This is a genomic window from Sporosarcina sp. P13 (assembly GCF_002743055.1).
Classification (GTDB): Bacteria; Bacillota; Bacilli; order Bacillales_A; family Planococcaceae; genus Sporosarcina.
This window is the reverse complement of record NZ_PDYM01000037.1, coordinates 15,933-31,481: the sequence shown is the minus strand read 5'-3', so window position 1 is coordinate 31,481 and position 15,549 is coordinate 15,933. Positions and strand designations below refer to the sequence as shown.

Genomic DNA, 15,549 nt, shown 5'->3' with positions numbered 1-15,549 from the left:
AAAGGTATATGACGTACTACAATCATTATCGTGGGCAATGGAATTTAAAAAAGTTGCCGCCTGCAAAATACAGGCAGCAACTTCAACAACTAGCATAGGCTTTTTTTAATTGTCCTTTACAAAGGGTACAGTTTAGAGTTTATCTACAGTCTTTTTGCCGCCCGCTATATAATTAAAAAAGAGGATTGTCTTCGATGAATTGATAAATGTGTTTGGTCAACTCATCAGGCGTATCCGCTTCGACAAGTTCACCGTTGACAAGCGCGTATAAGGTGTCTGCACATTTTGTGCAATAACTCAAGCAACCGTACTCGAGCACATCTACATTCGGGTCTCTTTCTAATGTCTCAAATACCGGATAGGCTCCATTCGCCAAATTACTAATACAAAACTCCACGATGGGATTCATCTTTCTCACCTCGCCTACTAGAAATGGTACTCTTTTTTAAGTAGTCCGTCAATGAGTAGACATATTGTGAAAAGAATCACAAACTGATATACTTACAAATGAGGTTTAATCGAAAAGTTGACATTACACATAGAAGGAGAACATTATGAGGAAATTACTATTACTGGGTGCTGGTTATGGCAACATGCGCATATTACTACGTTTACTGAACAAAGAACTGCCTAGCGATATTGAAATTACGCTCGTAGACAGAACGCCATTCCATAGCTTAAAAACAGAATTTTATGCATTGGCAGCGGGAACGGCTCCTGACTCGGATATTCGTGTAGCGATACCTAATCATGAGCAATTAAAAGTAGTAGAAGGCGAGATTAAAGAAATTAAGCCAGAAGAAAAAGAAGTTGTATTAGTGGATGGAAAGACACTTACGTATGATGAACTGGTCATCGGTTTAGGAAGCGTGGATAATTTTCACGGCGTGCCGGGCGCGGAAGAGCACACATTAAGCATTCAGACAATCGGTAAGTCTAGAACTACATATCAAACGCTTTTAGGACTAAGTGGTGGAGCTACAGTAGGAATCGTTGGGGCGGGTTTAAGTGGTATCGAATTAGCGAGTGAACTACGTGAAAGTCGCCCAGATTTGAAAATTAAGCTATTTGACCGCAGTCCGCGTATATTACGTGACTTCCCTGAACGCTTAAGTAATTTCGTCAAAGGTTGGTTTGATCAAAATGAAGTAGAAGTGGTCGCCAATTCGAATATTACAAAAGTAGGAGAATCTGTACTTTACAATCATGAAGAGACGATTGATGTTGACGCGGTCGTTTGGACGGCTGGTATTAAGCCGAGTCAAGTCATTGATGAAATGGCTGTTCAAAAAGACCGTTCCGGACGCGTCATTCTGAACCAATATCATCAAGTGCCAACGTATCCGAATGTCTATGTGGTCGGCGATATTGCTGCGCTTTCACACGCACCAAGTGCTCAATTAGCAGAGGTACAAGCGGAACAAATCGTCCAAGTGCTTCGTTTAATTTGGAAAGATCAGCCGCTAATGGCTGAGATGCCAGAGTTGAAACTTAAAGGCTTTATGGGATCATTAGGGAAGAAACAAGGATTTGCATACTTGGCAGATCGTACCGTTACGGGTCGAATTGCACGACTAATGAAATCAGGATTACTTTGGATGTACAAATGGCATAATGGCTAAACGTTTATCTATTCTAAAGTGAAAAAGAATTACCCACCATTTGTAGCGGTTGGTAGTTCTTTTTTTAGCGACATGCTTTACCTACTGCTATGCAATATATGTACCATTATTGGTTACTTGCTATTTTGGAGAACTTTTCAAATGACGTATTTTCAAATTCGTCGCGAGTATAAAGGATGCTCGCTAGATCTTTCATTGTTGAATTTCCTTTTTCGTGAATGATTGTTACTTTTATAAGAATGTTCACTTGTGCAACGTCTGGATATTCAAATGCTGCTTGCATAGTCTTGAAAGCCCAATTGATAGAGGAAGGGGCAATAGAAACGTCCTCTGTTGTAGAAGTAATGATAGAAACCATTGTCAACAATCCACTTTCATTTATTGTCGCTTCATCTATATATTTAATCTTTTTTACTAACTGTTCTTCTATGGGAAGTTCCCCTTCGCTCGCTCGTTTATTTTTTGAGTCCAAAACGCCTAGCGTAAAGCTAAAAGCGGAAATTACGATGAGCATGATGAACCACCATCTTTTCAATAGTGGCTTTTTTGACTCATTCAATCTCATTACCCCCTATGATTGTTCTTCTCTTTAATTATATCCTAGATTTGTCGAAATTGAAGAGAAATCCTAGAAACTAATTAAAACAAACGAAGTCTCCAATAAACTTAGGCACTTTTTCTATTGCCTTAAAATACATACACTTACCCTTAAGATTTCATAAATTAGAAGGAAAGATGTAGGAGGTGAATGGAATGGTGAAAATTGCTTTAGATGCGGGCCATGGCTTTAATACAGCTGGGAAACGTTCGCCAACAGGAGAAAGAGAATGGTTTTTTAATAATCAAGTGCTATTAGCTTGTATGGCAAGACTAAACGAGTATGAAAATGTTTCTTTACTCCGCTTAGATGATGCAAGCGGTAAAATAGATCAGCCGTTGGAGGAACGTACCAACCGGGCTAATCAATGGAAGGCAGATGTGTTAATATCTTTTCATCATAATGCGAATACGGGGCAGTGGGGAAATTGGGGTGGGGTGGAGACGCTTGTTTACCCAACCGCTAGTAAAACGTCATTCCAATTAGCAGAGCTAATTCATCCGAAAGTTGTTCAAGCGATGGGCTTACGCGATCGGGGAATTAAGAAAAGAAATTTGCATGTACTAAGAGAGTCCAATATGCCCGCCATTTTAATTGAAGGCGGCTTTTACGATTCGTTGACCGATATACAAGCGTTACGATCATCCGACCGATTGATTGCGCAAGGAGTGGCGGTCGCAGATGGATTGGCTGCTTACTATAAGTTGAAGAAAAAAACAGTAGAGGCAGGAAATGCTGGAACGGACAATCAAACTACGACCGAATACCGATTGGTCACCGGAACCTTTAAGACGAAACAAGCGGCGGAAAAAGCAGCTGAACAATTACGCAATAGGTATGGCTGGACAATTTATATAAAAGATGTCTAACAAAAAGCGACCAGCCAAAATACTGGTCGCACGTTTTCAACTAGATGGCATAATGGACAGCACATTTCTCAATTAATCGAGGAGATTATCATTTTATCCTGCATGGTAGCCATTTTCCTCCATTGCGCGATAAACAGGTTTTAGCTGGATGTGACCTTCGCCAACCATCTTATTATTGATCATAACGAGTGGATAAAAGTACTCATCTTCATGAATTTTTTTAGCAATTTCTTGTTGATAAGCCTCTGGAATTTCTTGATCAATATCAATGTACGTAATTGTATAAGGCTGGTCAGGATACTTTCTGGAAAGCGCGGCATCAAGCCACTCGTACGTATCTTTAGAAGAAGGGGCATTGACGCAGCTTGCGCAGATAACTTCGGCTCCATAGACTTCAATTTTTACTGGTGATTGTGACATGAAAATCAATCCTCCGATTCATTATTGGATTTTTTCTGCTCGGCAGTTTATAATAAGTATAAGGAAAGGAGAGGTTGATTACAATGACAACAGATACGAAATTATACGAGCCGGTAAAAGAAGTCCTAGATAAATTGCGCCCATTCCTTTTGCGTGATGGAGGGGATTGCGAACTTGTGGACATTGATGAAGGTATCGTTAAATTACGTTTACTCGGTGCATGTGGTACGTGCCCAAGCTCAACGATCACATTAAAAGCAGGTATTGAACGTGCGTTGCTTGAAGAAGTTCCAGGCGTTGTAGAGGTAGAACAGGTCTTTTAATAACTTACCATTTATTTTGAAAGCCGTGCAAAGAAGTGAAATCTTCTTCGCACGGCTTTCCTTATTCGGCTATTTTATTTACCTATTTACCGTTTCGTTATCGCGTATTTCTTGCCAACGGTCTTTTGCTAATCGGATGATATTCGGTTCATTAGATGTTTTTTGAGTCTTTAATACGAGCGAGAAATTTTTAATGGCTTCCGTTCGATCCTCAATCCGCCATGAAAGTTCAGCAATGAGATACAGTACGCGTGTTTCTGACATTTGCGTTCCGACATAGTCGCCTTGTGCGAACGCCTTTAGATAGAGATCACGCGCAATTCGTATATAATGTAATTCTTGCTCTGTCTCATTCGCTTCGCGATATAACCAAGCAATCCGCAGAATGAACCCCGCCATCGTCAAGTGCTTTTCCTTTTTGAAATACGCACTTAAATAAGCTAGCTTATACGCTTCTATTGCTTGTTCTTGTGTGCGAGATTCACCAAATGACCGACTGCGCCATTTGGATGTAATATTTTTGGCTATCATTTCTTTTGTACCAGGCGCAAAATAAGACGAGAAATCATCCGTGTAAGCAAAGCCACAATGGGGACAAACGGCAACATTATAGAATAGAGGATTTATTTCCTTATTAATATATATAGGCCTAAAATCACTTTCGTGATTGGATACTCTTGCTTGACGTGAACGAATGCGGGTAGTTGGAAAATGCTCTTTGCATAGCAAACATTGCATTTTCTTTTCATAAAATGGGCTAATTTTCACTATACTCATTCCTTTCATACCTAAGACTTAGTATACAGCAAAATAGTCCTGGTGTGGGGGTATTTGTTTGCAATTCGGTGAAGAGGATTGATATGATAGAACAAATCGTGGAAAGTGAGTGAGGTTAATGAATAATCCAGTAGAAATTACAGAAGCAGCAGCATTTCACGTAAAGAAAATGATGACTCATAATGAAGAAGAAGGCTCTTATTTACGCGTATCTGTCAATGGTGGCGGATGTAGCGGATTAACATATGGACTTGGTTTTGCAGCAGAAAAGGAAGAAGATGATGTATTTTATACGCAACATGATATTCCGGTACTTGTTAAAGGTGAAGATGCAGCAATTTTGGCTGGTACGAAAGTGGATTATAAAGAATCTTTAATGGGCGGGGGCTTTACCATCGACAATCCAAACGCGATTGCAAATTGTGGATGTGGCACGTCATTCCGTACTGCACAAAAAGCGGGAACACCGGCAGATTGCGAATAAAATAGTATTTGCAAAATTGCAGGTGTAATTGATTATTTGCACTATTAGAATCCTATTGAAAATAGTGCCCAAAAGGTCTAATATTAAGTAGGAAGTTATATCATATTAAAACTAAATGCCGATACCGCGTAAAACCATTGATTGATCGTTTTTACACGTACTCGGCATTTAATAAACTTAAAGGTGGTTTTGATTTACGTGAAAAGACCGACAATCTTAGTATTGGGTGCAGGATACGGTGGTTTGATGACTGTTGTTAATTTACAAAAGTCATTAGGTGCAGACGAAGCTGACATCGTCCTAATCAATAAAAATGACTATCATTATGAATCTACATGGTTGCATGAAGCAGCAGCTGGTACTCTGACACCAGAGCAAGTTCGTTATGATATTGCTAGTGTCATCAACAGTAACAAAGTGAAATTCATCGAAGCAGAAGTTACAGGTATTGATGTTGAAGCGAAAAATGTGAAGACAAACCTTGGTTCGCATACATATGACTACTTAGTAATCGCTCTTGGTTTCGAAGGTGAAACATTCGGTATTAAAGGGCTTGACCAATACGCACTGTCTATCGCTAACGTGAAAGCAGCTCGTCAAATTCGTGATCATATGGAATATCAATTCGCTACATGGTCAACGGAAGAAGTTAAAGACGATAGCCGTTTAACAATCATTGTTGGTGGAGCTGGTTTCACAGGAATTGAATATCTAGGTGAACTAGGTAACCGTGTGCCAGAACTATGTAAGGAATATGACGTACCTGCTAAAAAAGTACGCATCCTTTGTGTAGAAGCAGCACCTATGGTATTACCGGGATTTGACCCAGAACTTGTTGAATATGCCGTTAGACAATTAGGCGCTAAAGGAGTAGAATTCTCAATCGGTACACCGGTTGTTGAGGCTACTGCGGAAGGTGTTATGATTAAAACTGGTGAAGGCGAAGATGATATCGAATTCATCAAAGCTGGAACAGTTGTATGGGCAGCGGGTGTACGTGGTAACCGTTTAATCGAAGAGTCTGGAATCGAAAATATGCGTGCTAGAGTTAAAGTAAATAAAGATTTACGCGCACCTGGCTTTGATAATGTGTTCGTAATCGGTGACTGTTCCCTAATGATTAACGAAGCAATCAATCGTCCATACCCGCCAACAGCTCAAATTGCGATGCAACAAGGTGATGTATGTGCAAAAAACATTATCTCGTTGATCCAAGGCAAGCCGACAATGGAATTCGTACCTGATCTAAAAGGTAGTGTTTGTTCATTAGGTGATGACGATGCGATTGGTGTCGTATTCGATAAGAAATTGACTGGTAAAAAAGCTTCATTCATGAAGAAAATGATCGATAACCGCGCACTATTCATGGTAGGCGGTGTCGGATTAACAATCAAAAAAGGTAAATTTAACATTTTGTAAGAAACACCTGTCATAGCGTATGTTTGAGACTGTGGACAAACTCTTAGTCAAGGAGTGTCTACAGTCTTTTTTATGTCAACTTCAATGTAACGTCTGTTAAGTCAACTTTGACGTTCGGTTTACTTCTAAATTTGAAGTTTCATATTTTAAGATTTCATGACAACTGAAAAGAACGGCTCATGTTGTCTATCTCATTCTATTGAAAGCCGATGCACCATGCTGTAAAATGTTGAAGTGATGAACTGGAGGTTATCGGTAATGCAAACTATATCCATAGCGCAAGTATTGCTATCGATCTTAATATTTATTGTTATGTTCTTTGGTATTGGTTTCTTAATCAATATGCTGTTACGCATGACGTGGCTTATGGCAATCGTCTATCCAATTATCGTCATTTTCATTATTGACGATGTACCGATGTTTCATTACATTACCAAACCAGCCCATGCTTTTAGTGAACTAGGTGCAAATATTATGTCGCTTCATGTAGTAGATATTGTCATCTTGGCGAGTGGTCTTGTCGGTGCGATCATCGCTGGATTCGTCATGAAGGCCCTACGCAAGCAAGGCTATCAAATGTTTTGACGATTTAACGCAGAAAAACACCAGTGAGAATTTCTCATTGGTGTTTTTTTGTGTAAAAGAAATTGACGAATGCTGTTACTTCAAGATTTCATTGTAGTTATTGAGCGTCACAGTATCATCCATTTTCTTTTGATGCTCACAAAATCCAAGAATAAGTAATAATGGAGATGGCGATGCCGGTTAGGGCGCCGAAGAATACTTCGTTTGGCTTGTGACCGAGTAAGGTCTTGAGCTCTTGTATTTTTGTTTCGTTGTCTTTTTGAGGCCAGCCCTTAATATCTTCTACGAATATTTGGAAATCGGAGCGCATTTGATTGATGATGACGGCTTGTTGACCCGCTTGGTAACGTATCCCCGTCGCGTCGAACATGACAATCACCGCGAAAATAGCGGATACCGCGAACAAAGGTGAGTCTAGACCCACTTCAAAAGCAATGGCAGTTGTGAGTGCGGTAACAGCGGCTGAGTGAGAACTTGGCATGCCGCCTGTAGACGTCATAAGTCCAAAGTCGAGTTTACGTGTCAATAAAAAGTGAATCGGAATTTTAACAAACTGAGCAAATAGAATGGCAAATAACGCTGCGAGGAGCGGTACGTTTTCAAAAATAGCCAAATGATTCGACTCCCTTTCAGACAAGATAATAGGGATAGTATACCATAAACCTCCTGCAATCGTAGGTTTAAACAATAATCCTTGTTATTGGAACGGTACATCTCACTAGTCTATACTGTAGGGGAAATGTTGTATAGAAAAGGGAGGACATTATCAAATGATTACAGTTGAAACAGCGTCCACACTAGAACAGCAAGAAGTTGAAGTATTGGTTATTGGGGTGCCCGATCATCCGGAGAACATAGAAGGCTGGGATGATGTTGTCGAAGCTTTTCACCCATCGTTACCCGAATGGATAAAGTCACGGGATATAAAGCAAGATTTCAAACAACTAACAAAGATGCCTGCATTATCGAAGAAAAATTATGAACGTGTATACTTTGTTGGGGTCGGTAAGCAAAAAGAGTTAACGGAGCAACGCATGCGTGAACTATTTGCCACAGTAGGTAAACAAGTGCAAACAGACCGCGTACGATCGATTGCTGTATGGACAGCACCTTTCTGTAATGAAAAGTTAACATGTGTTGATGTCGCTTATTTAGTAGCAGAAGGAATTAGTATGGGGGCATACACATACGAAGGGTTCCAAACTTCATCCAATGAAGTCGATGTAGCATTGACTACGGTAACGTTTATTACTACCGCAGACGAGCAAGAAGTCAAAACGGCAGGGGAAGTCGGTATGATTAGTGGCTATGCCGTGAACGAAGCACGGACACTAGTTAATGTGCCACCGAATCTATTAACGCCAACTAAAATGGCAGACTACGCACGTGAATTAGCGGAAAGCTATGATTTTGAAATCGACGTGTTAGGCAGAGCGGAAATGGAAGAGTTGGGCATGGGTGCGATTCTCGCTGTCAATCAAGGGTCTGTAGAAGAACCACAGCTGATCGTTTTAAAATACCAAGCGACTGAACAATGGGAAGACGTTATCGGGTTAGTCGGTAAAGGAATCACTTACGACACGGGTGGCTACTCGCTGAAGCCACGTGAAGGTATGGTTGGTATGAAAGGTGATATGGGGGGCGCAGCGGCTGTGCTAGGCGCTATGTGCATTATTGGGGAGTCACGCCCGAAGAAAAATGTTATTGCGGTTATCGCTTCGACGGATAATATGATTTCCAGTACAGCTTTTAAACCGGATGATGTCATTACATCTTTAAGTGGAAAGACGATTGAAGTGTTAAATACAGATGCTGAAGGGCGTTTGGTACTAGCGGATGCGGTGACTTATGCAAAGCAAGCAGGCGCTGAATATTTGATCGACGTAGCGACGCTCACAGGAGGTGTGATCGTCGCCTTGGGTAACGATAAAACCGGAACATTGACGAATGATCAAGACTTCTACAAACGGTTTGAAGAGGCTGCAGAAGAGACAGGGGAATTCGTCTGGCAGTTGCCATTGACGGAAAGTGATAAGAAGAGAATTCGTAAAAGCCAAGTAGCTGATTTGAACAATTCACCTGGACGCGATGGACACATGATTTTCGGTGGCGGTTTCGTAGGAGAATTCGCGGGAGATACACCGTGGATTCATCTAGACATCGCAGGAACATCAGACGCAGCGAGTCCGCACGTTCTCGGGCCTAAAGGAGGAACGGGCGTGATGGTTCGTACGCTTGCAACATTCGTCGAGCGCTTGGCTGTAGAAGAACAGGAATAAACACATATAGGCACTTTCCCCAAACCACTATTTATCTTGGGCATAGGATAAAGGGAAAGGGGGAGTATATATGTCGAGAAACAATTATAGAGGTGGTCACGGTGGTCACCATGGCGGTGGCTTTGGAGGAGGTTTCGGTGGTAGTGGGGGCTTCGGTTTTGGCGGTCCGTTCCTCGGAGGCCTGGTCGGTGGATTTTTAGGCAATGCTATTTTCCCTAGCTACGGCTACGGCGGAGGTTACGGCGGTGGATATGGAGGGTACTACCCACCGTATTACCCACCGTATTATCCACCATACTATCCATACTATCCATACTATTAAACAAGAAAACACGCAGCAAGGATTAATCCTTCTGCGTGTTTTTTTTCATTTCTTCACGTTGCTTTTTTAGGTCTACTTTCAAAGCATCGCCAATCGTTAATTTAGTAGGCTCAACACCCGACATATACGCTGCGCGCGCCATCAAGTGACCGCCAATTGGAGACGTGATGAACAAAAATGCAATCCCGAGCAATAACTGAATACTGAAGTGTCCTTCATTCCACCAAAAGTGAAAGAACACACCGAGTAACACGCTCATGACGCCAAGCGTTGCACTTTTTGATGCTGCGTGCGAACGTGTATACGCGTCAGGTAATCGTAAAATCCCAATGACTGTGACAATCGTAAAGATGATTCCCACTATGACGAGTGACACAATAATGATATTAGCGATCAGATCCACGTTCGATGATCTCTCCTCTCTCAATAAATTTCGAGAAGGACACGGTGCCGATGAATGACATAATCGCAATCAATAAAATCACATCAATAAAGAACGGTGTGTCAAACAAGATAGAAAGCAAGGCGATAGCGGAGATGAGCATTACGCCAATCGCATCCAGTGCAATGAGCCGGTCAGGTGTAGATGGGCCTTTCCAGACACGATAGAGTAATCCGAGCATAGAAAGAAACACTAACACTAGACATACTGAGTAAAACATAGTCATCCCCGTCTCACCTCCATAATCGCTTTCTCGAATGTGTTTTTAATAGAATCGATTGCTTCATCCACATCTTCGACATCGATTGCGTGAATATATAACGTCCGCTGATCATCTGAAACATGGATAACCATTGTTCCAGGAGTCAACGTGATCAAGCTTGATAACAACGTAATTTCCCAGTCCTGTTCAAGTTCAGTCGGTAGCGCAAAAATCATCGGTTGCATCTTAGAGAGGTCAGGTTTAATGATCAACAGTAGCACCGAGATATTCGACAGGATTAACTCCTTCAAGAAAATAGAAGTCAATTTAACAGCGGACCATATACGCCAAATGTACAGGCGATGTTTGAAATAACGTCGCGTCATAATTATCATTAACAATCCGATAATATATCCAATGATAAACGTGGAAGGTGTCAATGAACTTGTCATGAACATCCAAACGACAGCAATGAAGAAATTTAATAGTATCTGAAAAGCCATGACATCTACTCCTTTAGCACCGCATCAATATAGATGGACGGATCTGTAAGCACGTTAGCCGCATCCGACATGTAAGGCATAAGCCATTCTGCACCAACACCGTACGCAATCGTAAGAACGACAAGAGCAACAGCAGGCATCATCATCGCACGGTACGTCCCTTTGTTCGTCACTGGTAATGGTTGAGTCGGTTCGCCCCAGAAAGCGTAGATAAAGATCCGAATCACAGATAACAAGACGATTAAACTGGAAGCCAAGATAACAATACTACCGACTGTATGATCTGCTTCAAAACCACCTTTGATAATAAGCAATTTACCAAGGAATCCACTCAGTGGCGGAATCCCAGCTAAGCCGAATGCTGCAATCAGATAAAACCATCCAAGCGACGCGTGTGTCTTAATAAGCCCACCCATTTCGCGTAAATTCGAAGTGCCAGTTATATAAATGATAATCCCAATCAAGACAAACAAAGCGGCCTTGATTAACATATCATGAATTAAATAATAGACAGCGCCTTCCATACCTGTAGTGTTCATCTGAGCTACACCAAACAGAATGACACCTACTGCGATAATGATGTTGTAAATAATAATTTGTTTTAAATCGAAATACGCAAGCGCTCCGATACAGCCTGCTACAATCGTCAACAACGACAGTACAAGCAAGAATTGGTGCGTAAATGCTATATCATGCACGAAGAATAACGTATATGTACGCGTAATCGCATAGACACCAACTTTCGTCAGCAGCGCACCGAACAACGCCAATACAGGAATAGGTGGAGCTGCGTACGAACCTGGCAACCAGAAATATAATGGGAAAATCGCACCCTTAATCCCGAAGACGATCAAAAATAAGATCGCAATAACGGAGATAATTCCTGGTTGGTTAATTTCTGCAATCTTCATAGCAATGTCGGCCATACTCAATGTACCAACCACGGAGTATAGATAAGCAACCGCGATGACGAAAAGTGCGGAGGAAATGACATTCACTAAAATATATTTGATCGATTCTCGAAGCTGTCTTTTCTCGCCGCCAAGGACAATCAGTAAGTAAGAAGCGATGAGAAACACTTCAAAGAATACGAACATATTAAAAATATCACCTGTTGTAAATGCACCATTGATTCCCGTAATCATGAATAGAATCGCCGGATAGTAGAAGAATTTCTCTCTTTCTACTCCAATGGATTTAAAGCTATACACCACAATAAAGAAAGTGAGTAAAATAGTAGTAGTGACTAGCAGTGCGGAAAACATGTCTGACACCATCGTAATTCCGAACGGTGCAGGCCAGCTTCCGAGAGTCACAGTTTGGATTCCTTCTACTTTCACTGTCGCGACAAGCCAACAAGAGGCAACTAGACTGAGAGCCAATCCGATCAATGTTACAACTCTCTGGACGACCACCTGCTCTTTGAAAAACAATAAAACCATCGCGAAAAAGAAAGGAATAATGATCGGAAATAAAAGAAGATTAATCATGTTCATCATTCCCTCTCAATTCATTCATATTATCTGTTTTGTGCACGGCATACATACGATACGCCATAACGAGCATCACAGCAGTTACACCAAAGCTGATGACGATTGCTGTTAAGATCAAAGCTTGTGGTAGGGGATCAGCAAAATCTGTTACTCCATCAATTAACACTGGAGGAGCCATACCACCAAGTCCGCCCATCGTTAAAATCAGTAAGTGCGCACCGTGACTTAGCAATCCTGTTCCTAAAATTACTTTCAATAAGCTCCGAGAAAGTATCAAGTAAACAGCCGCTGTAAATAACACACCGATAATGATCGAAAGTACTAGTTCCATCAGTCATCTCCTCCAATCGATTGAATAATCGTAATGGCGGAGCCGACGACTACTAAATACACACCACTATCGAACAACATGGCTGTATGTAGAGAAGTTTTCCCGAACAACGGCAACGTAAAATAGTCATAAGCGTGTGTGAAAAACGGTACATTGAAAAAGATTGAACCTGCGGCCGTAGCGAGCGCCAATACTAAACCAATCGCTGTGACGACGGTAAAGTTAAATGGCAAAATTTGCTGAATGGTCCGCAAATCAAACGCCAATAACAAGAGTACAATGGCACCGGTCGTCAAAAGACCACCAACGAATCCTCCACCGGGTGCATAATGTCCTGTGAAGAAAATGTGAATCGAGAATAAGAAGATGATGAAAAACACTACTTTAGCTGTGGTTTGTAAAATGACATCATTTGTTTTCATCAGTAGTCTCCTTTCTCGATACACGCAAGCGGATCATACCGAGTACCGCGATTCCGGCAATTGCCAGTACCCCGATCTCAAAAAATGTATCAAATCCACGATAATCTACGAGAATGACGTTGACGATATTTCCGCCTCCCGCCTCCGTTGCGACCGTATCTTTATAATACTGTGAAATTGAAGGAATCAATTTTTGAGAGTGACTCGATAGGGCGACTAATGTCACCATGACACCAACGCTCAAAGCAACAACGAAGTTAACGATTTTTGTCTTCGCAGTTTCACCGTGTGAACTTAGTGCAGGTAAGTGCTTGAACGCTAGCAAGAACAATGCGACTGAAACCGTTTCAATAACAAGTTGCGTCAAAGCTAAGTCGGGTGCTTTGAAAATAACAAAGAATAGCGCGACAGAATAGCCGACACCACCAAGTGCAATAATCGCTGCTAAACGAGATTTAGCAAACACAACGAAGCCAACAGCCAATACCAAAATGACGGCATTCAGTACGCCATAAAGTGAAAGCGCAGTGAAGCTAGTCATATCGATAACAAACGCATCTTTGATGAACAATACCGCGATCATCGTGACGGAAAGAAATGCGAACATATACAGTAAATAGGTCCGAATTACGCCATCCATATACAAACGTGACATGCGATTCATTCCCTTTTCACTTCCGCGCATCAAGGCATCATAGCCTTCATTTAGCGAAAGTTTTGCGGGTTGGATTTTATACAATGGTTGCCATTTTGGAATCGTCACGTATAGTAACGAACCGACAATTACGATACCGACAGTCAACCAAAGAGCGGTTGAGCCAAAACCGTGCCATGCCAGTACATGAACATCGACGGCTTCAGGGCTTGCATACAATGTAGGCTGCACAGCCATCACAGCGGGTTTGATAATCCATTTACCGACAAGGTTTGGAATGAAGAAAAAGATAAGTACCAAACTAGCCAAAATCATAGGCGAAAGAAGCATACCAATCGGCGCTTCATGTGGCTGTCTTGGCAACTGTTCGAAATTCTTCTGACCTACAAACGTTTTCAAAACGAAATACAAACTATACGTAAACGTGAATACGCTTGCAACCCAAGCAATAATCGGGAATAAGATACCCCATGTATCAAAATTGAATAGTTCAAAATGTTGAAGGGCAACCATGGAATCCAAGAACATCTCTTTACTTAAGAATCCATTAAATGGAGGTAAGCCCGCCATCGAAAATGAACCAATTAATGCAACCGTAAAACTTATTGGCATAACACTCATCAATCCACCAAGTTTACGAATATCTCGGGTACCCGTTTCGTGATCGATAATTCCCGCGATCATAAATAGTCCGCCTTTAAAGGTTGCATGGTTGATCAAGTGGAAAATTGCTGCATACGTAGCAAGCGCGAACATCGCTTCCGTCGTATGATAAGAAATTGCACCTGCGCCAAGCAAAGACATGATCAATCCGAGCTGACTTACGGTAGAGAATGCTAGGATTGCTTTCAAATCAGTTTGCTTTACAGCGAAAAAAGAACCCCAGAATAACGTTAGTAGACCGATGCCTGTAACGAGCCAAATCCATGTGGACGACGTACCGAAAATCGGTGTAAAACGTGCGACCAAATAAATTCCCGCCTTAACCATCGTAGCGGAGTGTAAATACGCACTGACGGGAGTAGGCGCTTCCATTGCATCAGGCAACCAAATATAGAACGGAAACTGCGCAGATTTCGTAAATGCACCAAGCAAGATTAGTAGTAACGCTAACGTGAAGTAAGGGTGGTTTACTAATTCTGGTGCTTGTGCGATTAATTCCCGAATGGAGAACGTATTACCCATAATGCTGAGTAATGTGAAACCCCCAAGCATCATCAAACCACCGAAAACGGTAATCATCATCGATTTCAATGCGCCAAAACGTGATTTGTCACGCGTATACCAAAAGCCGATCAATAAGAATGATGAAATAGATGTTAGTTCCCAAAACAGATAAAGCGTTATCGTATTGTCTGACTGTACAACACCTAACATAGCGGTCATGAAGAGTAGTAAATAGACATAAAAGCTACCTAGGTCTTCTTTTTGCTTATCCATGTAGAAAACAGAGTACAATACAACCAATGAACCAATACCGGTAATTAATAACGTGAATAATAAACTAAGACCATCTATGTAAGAAGTAAACGTAATTCCAAGTGACGGAATCCATTTTAGTTCAGATATAGCATGACCACCATCCATCATCAGCGGCATGAAGCTAAGGTAGTAGCTGAACAATGCTAGTGGGACAAGTAACACTAGCCAACCCGTATGTATTCCCTTGATATACTTATAAACAAAAGGAACGAGTATCGCGAAAATCACAGGTAAAAAAATCAATAACACGAATTCCAAAAGAATCCTCCTTCCATACAATTTCTTTATATAATTAATAGTCCAGAGGCATATGCGTGGACG

At 41.4% G+C, this 15,549-nt stretch carries 21 protein-coding genes; 9 read left to right on the top strand and 12 right to left on the bottom strand.

What is annotated here, in order from left to right:
- On the top strand, positions 1–98 hold a 98-nt coding region (locus CSV79_RS17465; protein WP_369824980.1), incomplete at its 5' end, for an IS3 family transposase.
- Between the two features lie 74 nt (positions 99–172).
- Here CSV79_RS17465 and CSV79_RS13770 read toward each other — a convergent pair.
- Positions 173–409: a YuzB family protein gene (locus tag CSV79_RS13770; RefSeq protein ID WP_099689639.1), complete on the bottom strand. Its 237-nt coding sequence runs from the start codon at positions 407–409 to the stop codon at positions 173–175.
- A gap of 145 nt (positions 410–554) precedes the next feature.
- Here CSV79_RS13770 and CSV79_RS13765 point away from each other — a divergent pair, with 145 nt between their 5' ends.
- Positions 555–1,622, top strand: coding sequence for an NAD(P)/FAD-dependent oxidoreductase (locus tag CSV79_RS13765; RefSeq protein ID WP_099689638.1), 1,068 nt, complete (start codon positions 555–557; stop codon positions 1,620–1,622).
- Between the two features lie 106 nt (positions 1,623–1,728).
- On the opposite strand, the gene CSV79_RS13760 is transcribed toward CSV79_RS13765, so the two are convergent.
- Positions 1,729–2,181 carry a hypothetical protein gene (locus CSV79_RS13760; protein WP_099689637.1) on the bottom strand — a complete coding sequence of 151 codons (453 nt, stop codon included), beginning with the start codon at positions 2,179–2,181 and terminating at the stop codon, positions 1,729–1,731.
- A 194-nt stretch (positions 2,182–2,375) separates the two neighbouring features.
- On the opposite strand from CSV79_RS13760, the gene CSV79_RS13755 reads away from it, so the two are divergent.
- A complete protein-coding gene (locus CSV79_RS13755) occupies positions 2,376–3,089 on the top strand; it encodes an N-acetylmuramoyl-L-alanine amidase (protein ID WP_099689636.1) in 714 nt (237 codons plus the stop codon).
- Between the two features lie 93 nt (positions 3,090–3,182).
- Here the strand turns inward: CSV79_RS13755 and CSV79_RS13750 are convergent, their stop codons facing one another.
- On the bottom strand, positions 3,183–3,509 hold the full coding sequence (locus CSV79_RS13750) for a YuzD family protein (protein WP_099689635.1): 327 nt from the start codon (positions 3,507–3,509) through the stop codon (positions 3,183–3,185).
- 83 nt (positions 3,510–3,592) lie between these two features.
- Here CSV79_RS13750 and CSV79_RS13745 point away from each other — a divergent pair, with 83 nt between their 5' ends.
- Positions 3,593–3,832 carry a NifU family protein gene (locus tag CSV79_RS13745; protein ID WP_029054424.1) on the top strand — a complete coding sequence of 80 codons (240 nt, stop codon included), beginning with the start codon at positions 3,593–3,595 and terminating at the stop codon, positions 3,830–3,832.
- Between the two features lie 78 nt (positions 3,833–3,910).
- Here CSV79_RS13745 and CSV79_RS13740 read toward each other — a convergent pair whose 3' ends face one another.
- Entirely contained in the window at positions 3,911–4,609 is a 699-nt protein-coding gene (locus tag CSV79_RS13740) for a DUF2225 domain-containing protein (protein WP_233201459.1), read from the bottom strand.
- A gap of 118 nt (positions 4,610–4,727) precedes the next feature.
- Here CSV79_RS13740 and CSV79_RS13735 point away from each other — a divergent pair, with 118 nt between their 5' ends.
- The 3 genes from CSV79_RS13735 to CSV79_RS13725 all read left to right on the top strand — a co-directional run bounded on the left by CSV79_RS13735 (position 4,728) and on the right by CSV79_RS13725 (position 7,097).
- On the top strand, positions 4,728–5,093 hold the full coding sequence (locus tag CSV79_RS13735) for a HesB/IscA family protein (protein ID WP_099689633.1): 366 nt from the start codon (positions 4,728–4,730) through the stop codon (positions 5,091–5,093).
- Between the two features lie 198 nt (positions 5,094–5,291).
- Complete coding sequence (locus tag CSV79_RS13730; RefSeq protein ID WP_099689632.1) at positions 5,292–6,512, top strand: NAD(P)/FAD-dependent oxidoreductase; 1,221 nt, start codon at positions 5,292–5,294, stop codon at positions 6,510–6,512.
- A 258-nt stretch (positions 6,513–6,770) separates the two neighbouring features.
- Positions 6,771–7,097, top strand: a complete 327-nt coding sequence (locus CSV79_RS13725) for a YuiB family protein (RefSeq protein ID WP_099689631.1) — start codon at positions 6,771–6,773, stop codon at positions 7,095–7,097.
- 136 nt (positions 7,098–7,233) lie between these two features.
- Here the strand turns inward: CSV79_RS13725 and CSV79_RS13720 are convergent, their stop codons facing one another.
- On the bottom strand, positions 7,234–7,710 hold the full coding sequence (locus tag CSV79_RS13720) for a divergent PAP2 family protein (RefSeq protein WP_099689641.1): 477 nt from the start codon (positions 7,708–7,710) through the stop codon (positions 7,234–7,236).
- 157 nt (positions 7,711–7,867) lie between these two features.
- Between CSV79_RS13720 and CSV79_RS13715 the strand changes: the two genes are divergently transcribed.
- Both CSV79_RS13715 and CSV79_RS13710 read left to right on the top strand, forming a co-directional pair.
- Positions 7,868–9,376: a leucyl aminopeptidase gene (locus CSV79_RS13715; RefSeq protein ID WP_099689630.1), complete on the top strand. Its 1,509-nt coding sequence runs from the start codon at positions 7,868–7,870 to the stop codon at positions 9,374–9,376.
- A gap of 70 nt (positions 9,377–9,446) precedes the next feature.
- Positions 9,447–9,698: a hypothetical protein gene (locus CSV79_RS13710; protein WP_099689629.1), complete on the top strand. Its 252-nt coding sequence runs from the start codon at positions 9,447–9,449 to the stop codon at positions 9,696–9,698.
- A 22-nt stretch (positions 9,699–9,720) separates the two neighbouring features.
- Here CSV79_RS13710 and mnhG read toward each other — a convergent pair whose 3' ends face one another.
- From mnhG to CSV79_RS13675, 7 genes are read right to left on the bottom strand one after another with little or no spacing between them, the layout of a single operon-like run.
- A complete protein-coding gene (gene mnhG, locus CSV79_RS13705; RefSeq protein WP_099689628.1) occupies positions 9,721–10,101 on the bottom strand; it encodes a monovalent cation/H(+) antiporter subunit G in 381 nt (126 codons plus the stop codon).
- Positions 10,085–10,366, bottom strand: coding sequence for a Na(+)/H(+) antiporter subunit F1 (locus CSV79_RS13700; RefSeq protein ID WP_099689627.1), 282 nt, complete (start codon positions 10,364–10,366; stop codon positions 10,085–10,087). The genes mnhG and CSV79_RS13700 overlap by 17 nt, the downstream gene beginning before the upstream one ends.
- Entirely contained in the window at positions 10,363–10,845 is a 483-nt protein-coding gene (locus CSV79_RS13695) for a Na+/H+ antiporter subunit E (protein WP_099689626.1), read from the bottom strand. Before CSV79_RS13695 ends, CSV79_RS13700 begins: the two co-directional genes overlap by 4 nt.
- A gap of 5 nt (positions 10,846–10,850) precedes the next feature.
- Positions 10,851–12,335: a Na+/H+ antiporter subunit D gene (locus tag CSV79_RS13690; RefSeq protein ID WP_099689625.1), complete on the bottom strand. Its 1,485-nt coding sequence runs from the start codon at positions 12,333–12,335 to the stop codon at positions 10,851–10,853.
- The gene (locus CSV79_RS13685) at positions 12,328–12,669 is read right to left on the bottom strand and encodes a Na(+)/H(+) antiporter subunit C (RefSeq protein WP_099689624.1); all 342 of its coding nucleotides are present in this window, start codon (positions 12,667–12,669) and stop codon (positions 12,328–12,330) included. The genes CSV79_RS13690 and CSV79_RS13685 overlap by 8 nt, the downstream gene beginning before the upstream one ends.
- Positions 12,669–13,091: a Na(+)/H(+) antiporter subunit B gene (locus tag CSV79_RS13680; RefSeq protein WP_099689623.1), complete on the bottom strand. Its 423-nt coding sequence runs from the start codon at positions 13,089–13,091 to the stop codon at positions 12,669–12,671. The genes CSV79_RS13685 and CSV79_RS13680 overlap by 1 nt, the downstream gene beginning before the upstream one ends.
- Positions 13,078–15,486, bottom strand: coding sequence for a Na+/H+ antiporter subunit A (locus CSV79_RS13675; RefSeq protein ID WP_099689622.1), 2,409 nt, complete (start codon positions 15,484–15,486; stop codon positions 13,078–13,080). Before CSV79_RS13675 ends, CSV79_RS13680 begins: the two co-directional genes overlap by 14 nt.
- Positions 15,487–15,549: the final 63 nt, after the last annotated feature.